Annotated in this window: 28 protein-coding genes; all 28 read left to right on the top strand. The window is 66.3% G+C overall.

All coding sequences use genetic code 11. The annotated features are described in order from the left end of the window. Window positions 1–76 (top strand): EF-Tu C-terminal domain-related protein (locus D2K64_RS26205; RefSeq protein WP_157985907.1); only part of this gene is annotated, 76 nt, incomplete at its 5' end. Between the two features lie 33 nt (window positions 77–109). Then, window positions 110–418, top strand: coding sequence for a 30S ribosomal protein S10 (gene rpsJ, locus D2K64_RS17740; protein ID WP_120009729.1), 309 nt, complete (start codon window positions 110–112; stop codon window positions 416–418). Between the two features lie 19 nt (window positions 419–437). Next, a complete protein-coding gene (rplC, locus tag D2K64_RS17735) occupies window positions 438–1,124 on the top strand; it encodes a 50S ribosomal protein L3 (protein WP_120009728.1) in 687 nt (228 codons plus the stop codon). 10 nt (window positions 1,125–1,134) lie between these two features. Then, complete coding sequence (gene rplD, locus D2K64_RS17730) at window positions 1,135–1,755, top strand: 50S ribosomal protein L4 (RefSeq protein ID WP_120009727.1); 621 nt, start codon at window positions 1,135–1,137, stop codon at window positions 1,753–1,755. A 26-nt stretch (window positions 1,756–1,781) separates the two neighbouring features. After that, window positions 1,782–2,078 carry a 50S ribosomal protein L23 gene (locus D2K64_RS17725; RefSeq protein ID WP_456316379.1) on the top strand — a complete coding sequence of 99 codons (297 nt, stop codon included), beginning with the start codon at window positions 1,782–1,784 and terminating at the stop codon, window positions 2,076–2,078. A 4-nt stretch (window positions 2,079–2,082) separates the two neighbouring features. Continuing rightward, window positions 2,083–2,916 carry a 50S ribosomal protein L2 gene (gene rplB, locus D2K64_RS17720; protein WP_120009725.1) on the top strand — a complete coding sequence of 278 codons (834 nt, stop codon included), beginning with the start codon at window positions 2,083–2,085 and terminating at the stop codon, window positions 2,914–2,916. 5 nt (window positions 2,917–2,921) lie between these two features. Beyond that, on the top strand, window positions 2,922–3,200 hold the full coding sequence (rpsS, locus tag D2K64_RS17715) for a 30S ribosomal protein S19 (RefSeq protein WP_007004406.1): 279 nt from the start codon (window positions 2,922–2,924) through the stop codon (window positions 3,198–3,200). 6 nt (window positions 3,201–3,206) lie between these two features. Beyond that, the gene (rplV, locus tag D2K64_RS17710) at window positions 3,207–3,611 is read left to right on the top strand and encodes a 50S ribosomal protein L22 (protein ID WP_120009724.1); all 405 of its coding nucleotides are present in this window, start codon (window positions 3,207–3,209) and stop codon (window positions 3,609–3,611) included. A gap of 2 nt (window positions 3,612–3,613) precedes the next feature. Further along, the gene (rpsC, locus tag D2K64_RS17705; RefSeq protein ID WP_120009723.1) at window positions 3,614–4,291 is read left to right on the top strand and encodes a 30S ribosomal protein S3; all 678 of its coding nucleotides are present in this window, start codon (window positions 3,614–3,616) and stop codon (window positions 4,289–4,291) included. 12 nt (window positions 4,292–4,303) lie between these two features. Then, window positions 4,304–4,726, top strand: a complete 423-nt coding sequence (rplP, locus tag D2K64_RS17700) for a 50S ribosomal protein L16 (protein WP_120009722.1) — start codon at window positions 4,304–4,306, stop codon at window positions 4,724–4,726. A gap of 4 nt (window positions 4,727–4,730) precedes the next feature. Beyond that, window positions 4,731–4,937 carry a 50S ribosomal protein L29 gene (gene rpmC / locus D2K64_RS17695; RefSeq protein ID WP_120009721.1) on the top strand — a complete coding sequence of 69 codons (207 nt, stop codon included), beginning with the start codon at window positions 4,731–4,733 and terminating at the stop codon, window positions 4,935–4,937. Between the two features lie 16 nt (window positions 4,938–4,953). Next, entirely contained in the window at window positions 4,954–5,262 is a 309-nt protein-coding gene (rpsQ, locus tag D2K64_RS17690; protein ID WP_120009720.1) for a 30S ribosomal protein S17, read from the top strand. 15 nt (window positions 5,263–5,277) lie between these two features. Next, the gene (gene rplN / locus D2K64_RS17685) at window positions 5,278–5,646 is read left to right on the top strand and encodes a 50S ribosomal protein L14 (protein ID WP_120009719.1); all 369 of its coding nucleotides are present in this window, start codon (window positions 5,278–5,280) and stop codon (window positions 5,644–5,646) included. A 2-nt stretch (window positions 5,647–5,648) separates the two neighbouring features. Continuing rightward, window positions 5,649–5,969 (top strand): 50S ribosomal protein L24, encoded by a 321-nt coding sequence (gene rplX / locus D2K64_RS17680; RefSeq protein ID WP_120009718.1) that lies wholly within the window; start codon window positions 5,649–5,651, stop codon window positions 5,967–5,969. Next, complete coding sequence (rplE, locus tag D2K64_RS17675; protein WP_120009717.1) at window positions 5,966–6,526, top strand: 50S ribosomal protein L5; 561 nt, start codon at window positions 5,966–5,968, stop codon at window positions 6,524–6,526. The genes rplX and rplE overlap by 4 nt, the downstream gene beginning before the upstream one ends. A 64-nt stretch (window positions 6,527–6,590) precedes the next feature. After that, a complete protein-coding gene (gene rpsN, locus D2K64_RS17670; protein ID WP_120009716.1) occupies window positions 6,591–6,896 on the top strand; it encodes a 30S ribosomal protein S14 in 306 nt (101 codons plus the stop codon). 9 nt (window positions 6,897–6,905) lie between these two features. Next, window positions 6,906–7,304, top strand: a complete 399-nt coding sequence (gene rpsH / locus D2K64_RS17665) for a 30S ribosomal protein S8 (RefSeq protein ID WP_120009715.1) — start codon at window positions 6,906–6,908, stop codon at window positions 7,302–7,304. A 13-nt stretch (window positions 7,305–7,317) separates the two neighbouring features. Continuing rightward, complete coding sequence (gene rplF, locus D2K64_RS17660) at window positions 7,318–7,854, top strand: 50S ribosomal protein L6 (RefSeq protein WP_120009714.1); 537 nt, start codon at window positions 7,318–7,320, stop codon at window positions 7,852–7,854. Window position 7,855: 1 nt separating this feature from the next. Beyond that, entirely contained in the window at window positions 7,856–8,218 is a 363-nt protein-coding gene (gene rplR, locus D2K64_RS17655; RefSeq protein ID WP_120009713.1) for a 50S ribosomal protein L18, read from the top strand. Window positions 8,219–8,230: 12 nt separating this feature from the next. Beyond that, the gene (gene rpsE, locus D2K64_RS17650) at window positions 8,231–8,842 is read left to right on the top strand and encodes a 30S ribosomal protein S5 (protein ID WP_120009712.1); all 612 of its coding nucleotides are present in this window, start codon (window positions 8,231–8,233) and stop codon (window positions 8,840–8,842) included. Further along, entirely contained in the window at window positions 8,835–9,035 is a 201-nt protein-coding gene (gene rpmD, locus D2K64_RS17645; RefSeq protein WP_202910731.1) for a 50S ribosomal protein L30, read from the top strand. The genes rpsE and rpmD overlap by 8 nt, the downstream gene beginning before the upstream one ends. 1 nt (window position 9,036) lies before the next feature. Next, on the top strand, window positions 9,037–9,528 hold the full coding sequence (gene rplO, locus D2K64_RS17640; protein ID WP_120009710.1) for a 50S ribosomal protein L15: 492 nt from the start codon (window positions 9,037–9,039) through the stop codon (window positions 9,526–9,528). Between the two features lie 148 nt (window positions 9,529–9,676). After that, complete coding sequence (secY, locus tag D2K64_RS17635) at window positions 9,677–11,035, top strand: preprotein translocase subunit SecY (RefSeq protein WP_120009709.1); 1,359 nt, start codon at window positions 9,677–9,679, stop codon at window positions 11,033–11,035. A gap of 43 nt (window positions 11,036–11,078) precedes the next feature. Then, complete coding sequence (locus D2K64_RS17630) at window positions 11,079–11,726, top strand: adenylate kinase (RefSeq protein WP_120009708.1); 648 nt, start codon at window positions 11,079–11,081, stop codon at window positions 11,724–11,726. Window positions 11,727–11,958: 232 nt separating this feature from the next. Further along, entirely contained in the window at window positions 11,959–12,336 is a 378-nt protein-coding gene (rpsM, locus tag D2K64_RS17625) for a 30S ribosomal protein S13 (protein WP_120009707.1), read from the top strand. 1 nt (window position 12,337) lies between these two features. Then, complete coding sequence (gene rpsK, locus D2K64_RS17620; RefSeq protein WP_120009706.1) at window positions 12,338–12,730, top strand: 30S ribosomal protein S11; 393 nt, start codon at window positions 12,338–12,340, stop codon at window positions 12,728–12,730. A gap of 22 nt (window positions 12,731–12,752) precedes the next feature. Further along, window positions 12,753–13,772 (top strand): DNA-directed RNA polymerase subunit alpha, encoded by a 1,020-nt coding sequence (locus D2K64_RS17615; RefSeq protein ID WP_120009730.1) that lies wholly within the window; start codon window positions 12,753–12,755, stop codon window positions 13,770–13,772. A gap of 27 nt (window positions 13,773–13,799) precedes the next feature. After that, entirely contained in the window at window positions 13,800–14,231 is a 432-nt protein-coding gene (rplQ, locus tag D2K64_RS17610; RefSeq protein ID WP_120009705.1) for a 50S ribosomal protein L17, read from the top strand. Window positions 14,232–14,256: the final 25 nt, after the last annotated feature.

Below are 14,256 nucleotides of genomic sequence, written 5' to 3'. Positions count from 1 at the left end.
TGAGGGCCTCCGCTTCGCCATTCGCGAAGGCGGCCGCACCGTCGGCGCCGGCGTCGTCGCCAGCATCTCCGCCTAAGTCGCGGCAGCGGGAAAGAGATAGGCGCCAGTCATGGACAGCCAGAACATCCGCATCCGCCTCAAGGCGTTCGATCACCGCGTGCTGGATGGCAGCACGCGGGAGATCGTGAACACCGCGAAGCGGACGGGCGCGCGCGTGCGCGGGCCCATCCCCCTGCCGACGGAAATCGAGCGTTTCACCGTGAACCGCTCGCCGCACGTCGACAAGAAGAGCCGTGAGCAGTTCGAGATCCGGACGCATCGGCGTTTGCTTGATATCGTCGACCCCACCCCGCAGACCGTGGACGCGCTGATGAAGCTCGACCTGGCTGCCGGTGTGGACGTCGAGATCAAGATCTGAGGCCGGGGAGTCCCATACCATGGCCGCGAAGAATGGTCGCACCGGCCTGATCGCGAAGAAGCTGGGCATGACCCGCTTGTTCAACGATGACGGCTCGACCGTGCCCGTGACCGTGCTGCACCTGGATCAGGTGCGCGTGGTGGCGCAACGCACGGAAGAGAAGGACGGTTACGCAGCGGTTCAGCTGGGCATTGGCCTGGCGAAGCCGAAGAATGTCACGAAGCCCAACAAGGGGCACTTCGCTAAGGCGGGTGTCGAGGCTCCGAAGAAGGTCGTCGAGTTCCGCGTTGCGGCCGATGCCCTGTTGGAGCCCGGCGCGAAGCTCTCGGCGGATCACTTCGTGAAGGGTCAGATCGTCGACGTGACGGGCACCTCGAAGGGCAAGGGGTTTGCCGGCGCCATGAAGCGCTGGAACTTCGCTGGCCTCGAGGCGACGCACGGCGTGTCGATCTCGCATCGCTCGCACGGTTCCACGGGCAACCGCCAGGATCCGGGCAAGACTTTCAAGAACAAGAAGATGGCTGGCCATCTGGGTGTTGAGCGCGTGACCACGCAGAACCTGGAGGTCGCCGGTTTCGACCTCGAGAAGGGTCTGCTGATGGTCAAGGGCGCGGTGCCCGGTGCGAAGGGCGGCTACGTGCTGGTCCGTGACGCTGTGAAGCGCGCGCGCCATGCCGATGCCCCGTTCCCCGCGGCCGTGGCCTGAGGGTAAGGACATGCAGGTTCCTGTCATCACCCTGGACAACGGCCAGGCCGGCGAGATCGATCTCCCGGACATGCTGTTCGCCGCCTCGCCCCGCGCCGACATCATGGCGCGCGTGGTCCATTGGCAGCTCGCCAAGCGCCGTGCCGGCACCCACAAGGTGAAGGGCATGGCCGAGGTTTCGGGCACCACCAAGAAGCCGTACCGGCAGAAGGGCACCGGCAACGCCCGCCAGGGCTCGCTGCGTGCGCCGCAGTTCCGCACCGGTGGTGTGGTGCACGGTCCGGTGGTCCGCGACCATGGTTACTCGCTGAACAAGAAGGTCCGCCGCCTGGGCCTGATCAGCGCGCTGAGCCAGAAGGCTGCCGAAGGCAAGCTGATCGTGCTCGACACGGCGTCGCTGGGCGATGCCGGCAAGACCTCCGCCATGGCCTCCAAGGTCAAGGCGCTGGGCTGGAAGAGCGCGCTGGTCGTCGATGCGACGGTCGAGGAAGGCTTCGGCCGCGCGGTGCGCAACCTCAAGCACGTGAACGTTCTGCCGACGCTGGGCGCCAACGTGTACGACATCCTGAACCATGATGTGCTGGCGGTGACCCGCCAGGCCATCGAGGCTCTGAAGGAGCGGCTGGCATGAGCGAGACCGCGACCAAGAAGCCCGTGATCTCGCGCGAGAAGATGTATCTGACCATCCTCGCGCCGGTCATCACCGAGAAGGCCACCGGCCTCGCCGAGCAGAACCAGGTCACCTTCAAGGTGCCGCTGTCTGCCACGAAGCCGGAGATCAAGGCCTCGGTGGAGGGTCTGTTCGGCGTGAAGGTTCTCGCCGTTAACACGATCCTGACCAAGGGCAAGACCAAGCGGGTGCGCGGCCGTGAGGGCGTGCGCTCCGACTGGAAGAAGGCGATCGTCCGCCTGGCCGAGGGCCAGAGCATCGATCTCACGACGGGGCTCGCTTAACGCCATGGCGCTGAAGCACTTTAACCCGGTCACCCCAAGCTCGCGCGGCACGATCCTCATCGATCGTTCCGAGCTGTACAAGGGCAAGCCGGTCAAGCAGCTGACGGAGGGCAAGAGCCACTCCGGCGGCCGCAACAATCATGGCCGCATCACCGTCCGGTTCCGCGGGGGTGGACACAAGCAGTCCTACCGCGTGATCGACTTCAAGCGGCGCAAGTTCGATGTGCCCGCGACGGTGGAGCGTCTGGAATATGACCCGAACCGCACCGCGTTCATCGCGCTGCTGAAGTACGAGGATGGCGAACTCGCCTATATCCTCGCGCCGCAGCGCCTGAAGGTGGGCGACACCGTGGTGGCGGGTGAGCGCGTCGACATCAAGCCAGGCAATGCGATGCCGCTCGGCTCGATGCCGGTCGGCACGATCATCTACAACATCGAGATGAAGCCCGGTGCAGGTGGCAAGATCGCGCGGTCGGCTGGCACATTCTGCCAGCTGGTCGGCAAGGATGCCGGCTATGCCCAGGTCAAGCTGCAGTCGGGCGAGCTGCGCCTGCTGCGGGGCGAGTGCATGGCCTCGATCGGCGCGGTGTCCAACCCGGACAACCAGAACCAGCACATCGGCAAGGCCGGTCGCTCGCGCTGGCTGGGCCGCAAGCCGCACAACCGCGGCGTCGTCATGAACCCGGTCGACCACCCGCATGGTGGTGGTGAAGGCCGGACCTCGGGTGGCCGCCACCCGGTGACGCCGTGGGGCAAGCCGACCAAGGGCTACAAGACCCGCACCAACAAGCGCACGGACAAGCTGATCGTCCGTCGCCGCAACGTTACGAAGGGCTGACCGCGATGTCGCGCAGTGTCTGGAAGGGGCCGTTCGTCGACGGCTACCTGCTGAACAAGGCGGAAGCGGCCCGTGCCTCCACCCGCAACGAGATCATCAAGATCTGGTCGCGCCGGAGCACGATCCTGCCGCAGTTCGTCGGGCTGACCTTCGGTGTCTACAACGGCAAGAAGTTCATTCCTGTCCAGGTGAGTGAGAATATGGTGGGGCACAAGTTCGGCGAGTTTTCGCCGACGCGGACCTTCACCGGCCACTCCTCGGACAAGAAAGCGAAGCGGGGCTAAGGCAAGATGAGCAAGCCGAAGCACATTCGCGCCCTGGCCGAGACCGAGGCGAAGGCCGTGACCCGGAACATCCGGGTCTCGCCCTACAAGCTGAACCTGGCTGCCGGGCTGATCCGCGGCAAGAAAGCGCAGGACGCGGTGGCGATCCTGACCTTCTCCAAGCGGCGGATCGCCAAGACGGTCAAGGCGACGCTGGAGAGCGCCATCGCCAACGCGGAGAACAACCACCAGCTCGACGTCGACCAGCTGGTCGTGTCGCGCGTGGAAGTGGGCCGTGCCGTGGTGATGAAGCGCTTCCACGCGCGCGGCCGCGGCAAGGCGTCGCGGGTGGAGAAGTGGTTCAGCCACCTGTCCATCGTCGTTGGCGAGAAGCCGGCGGAAGCCGCGCCCGCAGAGCAGGAGGCCGCGTAAACATGGGCCATAAAGTCAACCCGATCGGGCTGCGGCTCGGCATCAACCGGACCTGGGATTCCCGCTGGTTCGCCGATGCCGATTATTCCCGCCTGCTGCACGATGACCTCAAGCTTCGCAACACGCTGAAGTCCCGCCTGAAGGGCGCGGGCGTGTCGAAGGTGATCATCGAGCGCCCGGCGAAGAAGCCCCGCGTGACGATCCATGCCGCCCGCCCGGGCGTCGTGATCGGCAAGAAGGGCGCCGACATCGAGGTGCTGCGCAAGGACCTGGCGAAGCTCGCCGGGGCCGAGGTGGCGCTGAACATCGTCGAGATCCGCAAGCCGGAGATCGAGGCGCAGCTGGTGGCCGAGAGCATCGCCCAGCAGCTGGAGCGCCGCGTGGCGTTCCGCCGCGCGATGAAGCGCGCCGTGCAGTCCGCCATGCGCCTCGGCGCCGGCGGCATCCGCATCAATTGCGGCGGCCGCCTCGGCGGCGCCGAGATCGCGCGGATGGAATGGTATCGCGAAGGGCGGGTGCCGCTGCACACGCTGCGTGCCGACATCGACTACGGAACGGCGACCGCGAAGACGACCTATGGCACCTGCGGTGTGAAGGTCTGGATCTTCAAGGGCGAGATTCTGGCGCATGACCCGCTGGCGCAGGATAAGCGCGCGGCGGAGCAGGCGCCGCAGCGCTGAGGATAACAGACAATGCTTTCCCCGAAGCGCACGAAGTTCCGTAAGGCGCACAAGGGCCGGATCAAGGGCGTTGCGAAGGGCGGGTTCACCCTGTCCTTCGGCGGCTTCGGCCTGAAGGCGCTGGAGCCGGAGCGGGTCACCGCCCGGCAGATCGAGGCTGCGCGCCGCGCCATCACCCGCGCCATGAAGCGTCAGGGCCGGGTGTGGATCCGCATCTTCCCGGACGTTCCGGTGTCCACCAAGCCGGCCGAAGTCCGCATGGGCTCGGGCAAGGGCGCGCCGGAATACTGGGCGGCCCGCGTCAAGCCCGGCCGCATCATGTTCGAGATCGACGGCGTCTCCATCGAGACGGCGCGCGAGGCGCTGACCCTCGGCGCGGCCAAGCTGCCGATCAAGACCAAGCTCGTGACCCGTCTGGGCGCGGCGGAGGCCTGAGGCGATGACCAAGATCGTGGATGTCCGCACCAAGAGCGCGGACGAGTTGAAGACGATGCTGCTGGATCTCCGCAAGGAGCAGTTCAACCTGCGCTTCCAGCGCGCGACGGGTCAGCTTGAGGCGGTTTCCCGCATCAAGGTGGTGCGCCGCGACATCGCCCGTGTTAAGACCGTCCTGGCCGAGCAGTCCCGCTCGGCCGCCAAAGCCTGACGAGGAGACCCCGGCTATGCCGAAGCGCGTCCTCACCGGGCGGGTGGTCAGCGACAAGATGGACAAGACCGTCACGGTCTTGGTCGAGCGTCGCGTGATGCATCCGCTCTACAAGAAATTCATCCGGCGCTCGAAGAAGTACGCCGCGCATGATGATGCCAACCTGTGCAAGGAAGGCGACGTGGTGTCGATCGAGGAATGCCGCCCGATCAGCAAGCGGAAGACCTGGCTGGTGATCGAGCGCAACGGCGCCTCGGTCGACACTGCCGGCTTCAGCGCGGCTGCCGCGAGCAGCGATTCCGCTCCGGCCGCGGCGCAGGCCTGAAGGTAAGACTGACCGATGATTATCGTTGAGTCCAACCTCGAGGTTGCCGACAACTCGGGTGCGCGCCGCGTGCAGTGCATCAAGGTGCTGGGCGGCTCCAAGCGCCGTACCGCCTCGGTCGGTGACGTGATCGTGGTGTCCGTGAAAGAAGCGATTCCGCGCGGCAAGGTGAAGAAGGGCGACGTGCAGCGCGCCGTGATCGTGCGGACGTCCTATGCCGTCCGCCGTCCGGACGGCACCGCCATCCGCTTCGACCGCAACGCGGCCGTTCTGATCAACAAGCAGAACGAGCCGATCGGCACCCGCATCTTTGGCCCGGTGGTCCGTGAACTGCGCGCGCGCAAGTTCATGAAGATCATCTCGCTGGCGCCGGAGGTTCTGTAACCATGGCTGCCAAGATCAAGAAGGGCGACCGCGTCCAGATCCTGACGGGCAAGGACCGGGGCAAGCGCGGCGAAGTGCTGCGCGTGCTGACCGCCGAGGGCCGTGCCGTGGTGCAGGGCCTGAACGTGGTGAAGCGCCATACCAAGCCGAAGGGCATGGGTGAGCAGGGCGGCATCGTGGAGAAGGAGGCGTCCATCGACCTCTCCAACGTCGCGCTGATCGATCCGAAGTCCGACAAGCCGACCCGCGTCGGCTTCAAGGTGCTTGAGGACGGTAAGAAGGTCCGTGTGGCCAAGGCCTCGGGCGAGGTGATCGACGCATGAGCGAGGCGAAGGAATTGCCGCGCCTGCAGCAGCATTATGCTGAGGCGGTGCGCAAGCGGCTGGTCGAGGAATTCGGCTACGCGAACCCGATGGAGGTTCCGAAGCTTTCCAAGATCGTCATCAACATGGGCGTGGGCGAGGCGGCTGGCGACAGCAAGAAGCTCGACGCCGCGCTGGGTGACCTGACGCTGATCGCCGGCCAGAAGCCGGTGAAGACGCTGGCGAAGAAGGCGATCGCCGGCTTCAAGATCCGCGAGGGCCAGGCCATCGGCTGCAAAGTGACGCTGCGTCGCGCCCGGATGTTCGAGTTCCTCGACCGCCTGGTGACGATCGCGCTGCCGCGCATGCGTGACTTCCGCGGAATCCCTGGTAATAGGGGCTTCGACGGCCGCGGGAATTATTCCCTCGGCCTGAAGGAGCAGATCGTGTTCCCCGAGATCAGCTATGACAAGGTGGATACGGTTCGCGGGATGGACATCGTGTTCGTCACGACGGCGAAGACGGACAAGGAAGCCAAGGCGCTGCTGAAGGCTTTTGATCTCCCCTTCGTCAACTGAGTTTGGAAAACCGCCCCGGCCGCCACTCGCGCGGACCGGGCAGGTTCCGGAGGATTTAGACCGCATGGCCAAGACCTCGGCTGTCGAGAAGAACAAGCGCCGCGCGCGCCTCTCGAAGCTGCACTCCGCCAAGCGTTCCGCCCTGAAGGACGTGATCATGAATCGCGAGCTTCCGGTTGAGGAGCGTTTCGAAGCGACGTTGAAGCTGGCCGAAATGCCGCGCAACGCCGCCAAGGTTCGGGTGCGGCTGCGCTGCGAACTCACCGGCCGCCCGCGCGGCAACTACCGTAAGTTTAAGCTCAGCCGTAACATGCTCCGGGAGCTGGCCTCGAACGGCCAGATTCCGGGTCTTGTTAAGGCGAGCTGGTAAGGGGGCCGCATGTCGCTGTCCGATCCGCTGGGCGATATGTTGACGCGCATCCGCAACGGGCACCAAGCCCGTAAGGCGCGCATCTCCTCGCCCTCCAGCCGTCTTCGCGCCGATGTGCTCGAAGTCCTGAAGCGTGAAGGCTTCATCCGCGCCTATCGCACCGAGCAGGTGCGCCCGGGTGTGAGCGTGCTCGATATCGAGCTCAAGTATTCGGAAGGCGAGCCCGCCATCAAGGAGATCATGCGCGTCTCCAAGCCTGGCCGGCGCGTTTATTCCAAGATCAAGGAACTGCCGAGGTTCTACAACGGCCTCGGCATCTCCATCCTGTCCACGCCGCGTGGCGTGATGAGCGACAACGAGGCCCGCGCCGCCAATGTTGGCGGCGAAGTCCTCTGCCGCGTGTTCTGAGGGAGGGATAAGCATGTCGCGCGTCGGCAAATATCCCGTCACGGTTCCCGCGGGCGTGACTGTGGCCATGAAGGACGGCGTGGTTTCCGCCAAGGGCAAGCTCGGCGAGCTGACCCTGCCGGTGGTGACGGACGCGGTCGAGGTGGCCGTCGAAGGCAACCAGGTTTCGGTGAAGCCGCTTGGCTCCGACCGTCGTTCGCGCACGCTGTGGGGCACCACCCGCAGCCTGATCAACGGCATGGTCACGGGCGTGTCCACTGGCTTCTCCAAATCCATGGAGATCACCGGCACGGGCTACCGTGCGGCGGTCCAGGGCAAGGAGCTGGTGCTGAATCTCGGCTACAGCCACGAGATCCGCTATCCGATGCCGGAAGGCATCAAGATCACCTGCGAGCGTCCGACGGCCATCAAGGTCGAGGGCATCGACAAGCAGGCGGTCGGTCAGGTGGCGGCCGAGATCCGCGGGTTCCGCGGCCCCGAGCCCTACAAGGGCAAGGGCGTCCGGTACACGGATGAGGTCATCCTCCGGAAGGAGGGGAAGAAGAAGTAAGATGGCGAACAAGCTCAACCTGCTGGAGCGCCGCCGCAAGCGCCTGCGCTATCAGCTGCGCCTCAAGAGCGGTGGTCGGCCCCGTCTTTCGGTCTTCCGCTCCGGCAAGCACATCTATGCCCAGGTCATCGATGACAAGGCCGGACGCACCCTGGCCGCGGCCTCCTCGATCGAGAAGGCGCAGCGCGAGGAACTTCGCACCGGGGCGGACCGCGACGCGGCCACCGCCATCGGCAAGCTGCTGGCCGAGCGCGCCATTGCCGCCGGGGTGACCGAGGTCGTGTTCGACCGCGGGCCCTACCTGTATCACGGCCGGGTGAAAGCCCTGGCGGACGGCGCCCGCGAGGGCGGGCTGTCGTTCTAAGGAGCACAGAATATGGCACGTGAACCGAGGAGCGGCGGCGGCGGTGACCGCGACCGCGGCCGCGGCCGGGGTCCGGATCGCAACAACGAGCGCGAGCCGGGCGACGAGCTGAAGGACAAGCTGGTCACCATCAACCGCGTCGCCAAGGTGGTGAAGGGTGGCCGTCGCTTCTCCTTCGCCGCGTTGGTGGTGGTGGGTGACGAGAAGGGCCGCGTGGGCTGGGGCGCCGGCAAGGCGCGCGAGGTCCCCGAGGCGATCCGCAAGGCGACCGAGCGGGCGAAGAAGACCATGATCCGCGTGCCAATGCGCGAGGGTCGGACCCTGCATCATGACGTGGTCGGCGAGTTCGGTGCCGGTCGCGTCATCCTGCGGGCCGCCCCGGCCGGTACGGGCATCATCGCCGGCGGCCCGATGCGCGCGGTGTTCGAATCGGTGGGCATGGGCGACGTGGTCGCCAAGTGCACCGGCACGACCAACCCGCACAACATGGTCAAGGCGACCTTCGCCGCCCTGACGCGCAGCACCAGCCCCCGCGCTGTCGCCGCCCGTCGTGGCAAGAAGGTTTCCGACCTGCTGGGCCCGCGCAAGGATGCGGAGCCGGCGCAGGAGGTTGCCAGTGTCTGAGTCCAAGAAGACCGTTCGGGTGACGCAGGTCGCGTCGCCCATCGGCCGCAAGCCGGGTCAGCGCGAAACGCTGATCGGCCTGGGCCTCAACAAGATCCGCCGTTCGCGCGAGCTGGAGGATACTCCAGCCGTGCGTGGCATGATCCGCAAGGTCGCCCACCTGATCCAGGTCGGCGAGACCACGGAGAAGTAAGATGAAGCTCAACGAGCTGCGCGACAACGCGGGCGCCCGCCCGAAGTTCAAGCGCGTCGGCCGTGGCATCGGGTCGGGCAAGGGCAAGACCTCGGGTCGCGGCGTGAAGGGCCAGAAGGCGCGCACCGGCGTGTCGCTGAACGGGTTCGAGGGCGGCCAGCTCCCGATCTACCGGCGCCTGCCGAAGCGGGGCTTCGTCAACCCGTTCCGCAAGGAATACGCGCCGATCAACCTGCACACCCTCGACGCCGCGATCGAGTCGGGCCGCCTTCCGGCGGATCAGGCCATCGACGAGGCGGCGCTGGAGGCTGCGGGCCTGGTCCGTACCGGTGCCAAGATCGCCGGTGTGCGTCTGCTGGCGCGCGGCGAAATCAAGCGGGCGGTCCGGATCACCGTGGCCGGTGCGTCGGCCGCGGCCATCGCGGCGGTCGAGGCGGCTGGCGGCAGCGTCACCGTCCTGGCCCCGGCCAAGGAAGCCGCTCCCGAAGCCTGACGGCTTCGGGGTTCGCCCGCCGGTTCTGCCGGCGGGTCGCGACCCTTGCGCCCCCCACCCCTGGGGGGCTAGGCAGTCACCACTGGGCTGGCAGCGGCGCCGCGGGAATAGCCCCCCGGCGCCGCAGCCATGTTGAAGGGGCGAAATCATGGCGTCCGCCGCCGAACAGCTCGCGGCCAACCTCAATCTCGGCGTGCTGAGCAAGGCCACCGAGCTCAAGAAGCGCATCTGGTTCACGCTGGCCGCGCTGATCGTCTACCGGATCGGCACCTATATCCCGGTGCCGGGCGTGGATGCCGCCGTGATGGCGGAAATCCTGCGCCAGCATGGCAGCGGCATCCTGGGCATGTTCGACATGTTCACCGGCGGCGCGCTGGGCCGCATGACGGTGTTCGCGCTGAACATCATGCCCTACATCTCGGCCAGCATCATCATCCAGCTGATGTCGGCGGCCGTGCCGACGCTGGAGGCCCTCAAGAAGGAGGGTGAGTCGGGCCGCAAGAAGCTCAACCAGTACACCCGCTACCTGACGGTGCTGATCGCCACCTTCCAGGCCTACGGCATCGCGGTAGGCCTCGAGAGCATGCAGGGCAGCTTCGGCCCGGCGGTGTACGATGCCGGCCTGTTCTTCCGCCTGTCCTGCGTGGTGACGCTGGTGGGCGGCACCATGTTCCTGATGTGGCTGGGCGAGCAGATCACCGCGCGCGGCATCGGCAACGGCATCAGCCTGATCATCTTCGCCGGCATCGTGGCCAACGTGCCCTCCGCCCTGGCCGCCACGCTGGAGCTGGGCCGTACCGGCGCGCTGTCCACCGTGTTCATCATCGCCTTCCTGCTGATCGCGCTCGCCGTGATCGCCTTCGTGGTGTTCATGGAGCGCGCCCAGCGCCGCATCCCGATCCAGTATCCGAAGCGCCAGGTCGGCAACCGCATGTATGGCGGCGAGAACACCCACCTGCCGCTGAAGCTGAACACCGCCGGCGTGATCCCGCCGATCTTCGCCTCCTCCCTGCTGCTGCTGCCGGCAACCTTCGCGGGCTTCTCCGGCGTGCAGACGAGCGAGGGCTGGCTGTCCTCCATCACGGCGGCCTTGGCCCACGGGCAGCCGCTCTACATGGCGCTGTACGTGGCGCTGATCATCTTCTTCGCCTTCTTCTACACTGCGGTGGTGTTCAACCCGGTCGAGACCGCGGACAACCTGAAGAAGCATGGCGGGTTCGTGCCCGGCATCCGTCCCGGCCAGTCCACCGCCGACTACCTGGACCGGGTGCTGACCCGGCTGACCGGCGTCGGCGCCCTGTACATGTGCATCGTCTGCCTGCTGCCCGAGATCCTGATCAGCCAGTATGGCGTGCCCTTCTACTTCGGTGGCACTTCCCTTCTGATCATTGTTTCAGTCACCATGGATACGGTGGCACAGGTGCAGTCGCATCTGTTCGCGCATCAATATGAGGGATTGATCCGCAAGGCCCGCCTCGGCGGCCGTGGCACGCCCAGGGTGCGGTGAGCGGACAAGCCATGTGGGGACGGAAGCGGGGGACGAGGCGTCGATGAATCTGATTTTGCTGGGGCCTCCCGGGGCTGGGAAGGGCACACAGGCGAAGCGGCTGGAGGAGCGCCACGGCATCGCGCAGATCTCCACCGGCGACATGCTGCGGGCGGAGGTCAAGAGCGGCAGCGAGATCGGCCGCCAGGCCAAGGCGATCATGGAAAGCGGGGCCCTGGTGCCCGATGCCATCATCACGGCGATGCTGGCCAACCGGGTGTCCCAGCCCGACTGCGCCAATGGCTTCATCCTGGATGGCTTTCCGCGCACCACCCCGCAGGCCGAGGCGCTCGACATCATGCTACGGGACAAGGGCCTGCGGCTGGACCATGTCATCGAGTTGAAGGTGGATGATGCGGCGCTGGTGGAGCGGATCGCCGGCCGCTTCACCTGTGCCCGATGCGGCACCGGCTACCATGATCACTTCAAGCCCACGGCGCAGTCCGGCGTGTGCGATTCCTGCGGCAGCACCGAGTTCGTCCGCCGGGCTGACGACAAGGCCGAAACCGTGGCCGCCCGGCTCGAGGCCTATCACCGGCAGACGGCGCCGCTGCTGCCCTACTACCAGGCGCAGGGCAAGCTGAGCCAAGTTGACGGCATGGCGTCCATGGATGAGGTGGCCCGGCAGATCGAGGCGATCCTGAAGGGCTGAGCCGTTCCGCTCACACGATGCGATTGGCGCACAGGGGCGGGAAGCTATCTTCCCGCCCTTGACTCATTGGGGCGGAACTCGTTAAACCCGCGCCTCTCTCGGACGGGGTCCTCCCCGGCCGCGACGATGGTTGTGTTCGGATCAATATCGTCCGGGCACGCTGATCACCTCTTCGCCGGATCATCGGGCCGGCACGAACGGGGGTCCCCAGGACCTCAGGAGCAGGCAATCAATGGCACGCATCGCAGGCGTGAACATTCCCACCAACAAGCGCGTTCTCATTTCGCTTCGCTACATTTACGGCATTGGTCCGACGAATGCGAAGGTGATCTGTGACCAGCTCGGCATCCCCGAGGAGCGCCGTGTCAATCAGCTGACGGATGACGAGATCGTCAAGATCCGCGAGCTGATCGACCGCGAATACCGGGTCGAGGGCGATCTGCGTCGCGAGAACGCGATGAACATCAAGCGTTTGATGGACATGGCCTGCTACCGCGGCCTGCGTCACCGGAAGGGTCTGCCTGTTCGCGGCCAGCGCACCCACACCAATGCCCGCACCCGCAAGGGCAAGGCCGTGGCGATTGCCGGCAAGAAGAAGGTGACGAAGTAACATGGCCCGTCAGCCCAGCGGTCGTCCGCGCAAGAAGGAACGCAAGAATATTGCGTCCGGCGTGGCCCACGTCCTCGCCTCCTTCAACAACACCATCGTCACCATCACCGACAGCCAGGGCAACGCCATCGCGTGGTCCTCGGCCGGCAGCCAGGGCTTCAAGGGCAGCCGCAAGTCGACCCCCTACGCCGCCCAGGTGGCCGCGGAAGATGCCGGGCGCAAGGCGCGCGAGCATGGCATGGAGACGCTGGAGATCATGGTCTCCGGCCCCGGCTCGGGTCGTGAATCCGCCCTGCGCGCCCTGCAGGCCGTCGGCTTCTACGTCACGTCCATCAAGGATGTGACCCCCATCCCGCACAATGGCTGCCGTCCGCGCAAGCGGCGTCGGGTCTGAGGCGAGGCTGCAGGAGAAAACCATAGTGCTCGAGCGCAACTGGCGTTCCCTGATCCGCCCCGAGAAGCTCGATGTCGAGCCCGGGGTCGACCCTTCGCGCATCGCGACGGTGGTGGCGGAGCCGCTCGAGCGCGGCTTCGGCATGACGCTCGGCAATGCCCTGCGTCGCGTGCTGCTGTCGTCGCTGCAGGGTGCGGCCGTGACCGCCATCCGCATCGACGGCGCGCTGCATGAGTTCAGCAGCCTGCAGGGCGTCCGCGAGGACGTCACGGACATCGTCCTGAATATCAAGCGCCTGGCCATCCGGATGCAGGGCGAGGGCGCCAAGCGCCTGCAGCTCACCGCCTCCGGCCCCGGCGAGGTGACGGCGGGGCAGATCCAGACCACCGGCGACATCGAGATCGCCAATCCGGAACTGGTCATCTGCACGCTCGACGACGGCGCCAAGCTGTCGATGGAGCTGACGGTCGATGTGGGCAAGGGCTACGTGCCCGCCTCCGAGAACCGGCCGGAAGACGCCCCGATCGGGCTGATCCCGGTGGACGCCATCTACTCGCCCGTCCGCCGCGTGGCGTACCAGGTGCAGCCGACCCGCGTGGGCCAGCGCACCGACTACGACAAGCTGGTGCTGACGGTGGAGACGGATGGCACGGTGGCCCCGGATGATGCCGTGGCGCTCGCCGCCCGCATTCTGCAGGACCAGCTCCAGCTGTTCATCAACTTCGATGAGCCGCGCCAGCGCGTGGTGGAAGAGGTGCAGGACGACCTGCCCTTCAACCGCAACCTGCTGCGCAAGGTGGACGAGCTGGAATTGTCGGTCCGTAGCGCGAACTGCCTGAAGAACGACAACATCGTCTACATCGGCGACCTGGTGCAGAAGACGGAGCAGGAGATGCTCCGCACTCCGAACTTCGGCCGCAAGTCGCTGAATGAGATCAAGGAAGTCCTCGCCTCCATGGGGCTGAGCCTGGGCATGACCGTGCCGGGCTGGCCGCCGGAGAACATCGAGGACCTCGCGAAGAAGATCGAAGAGCCGTTCTGATTTTCGGCCACCTGAAGGAATAGACCCATGCGTCACGGGGTTGCCGGCCGGAAGCTCGGCGTTACCTCCACCCACCGTATTGCGATGCTGCGCAATATGGCGACCAGCCTGCTCAAGCATGAGCAGATCACCACCACCCTGCCCAAGGCGAAGGAGCTGCGCCCGTATGTCGAGCGCATCATCACCCTGGGCAAGCGTGGTGACCTGCACGCGCGCCGTCAGGCCTATGCCCAGATCATGGACCCGAAGGTGGTGGACAAGCTCTTCACCACCATCGCGGAGCGCTACAAGGCCCGCCAGGGCGGCTACACCCGCGTGCTGAAGGCCGGCATCCGCTACGGCGATGCCGCCGACATGGCGGTGATCGAGCTGGTGGAGCGGGACGTGTCGGCCAAGGGCCTGGATTCCGGCCCGAAGCCCGAGCCGGTCGAGACCGAGGACCAGCAGGACGCGGCCTGAGCCGCATCCCGTTCTGGCCGAAGCT

Origin of the sequence: Teichococcus vastitatis, from assembly GCF_003604215.1 — a bacterium.
GTDB lineage: Bacteria > Pseudomonadota > Alphaproteobacteria > Acetobacterales > Acetobacteraceae > Pseudoroseomonas > Pseudoroseomonas vastitatis.
Note: the sequence above shows the minus strand (reverse complement) of the source record. Positions and strands in the feature narration are given on the sequence as shown.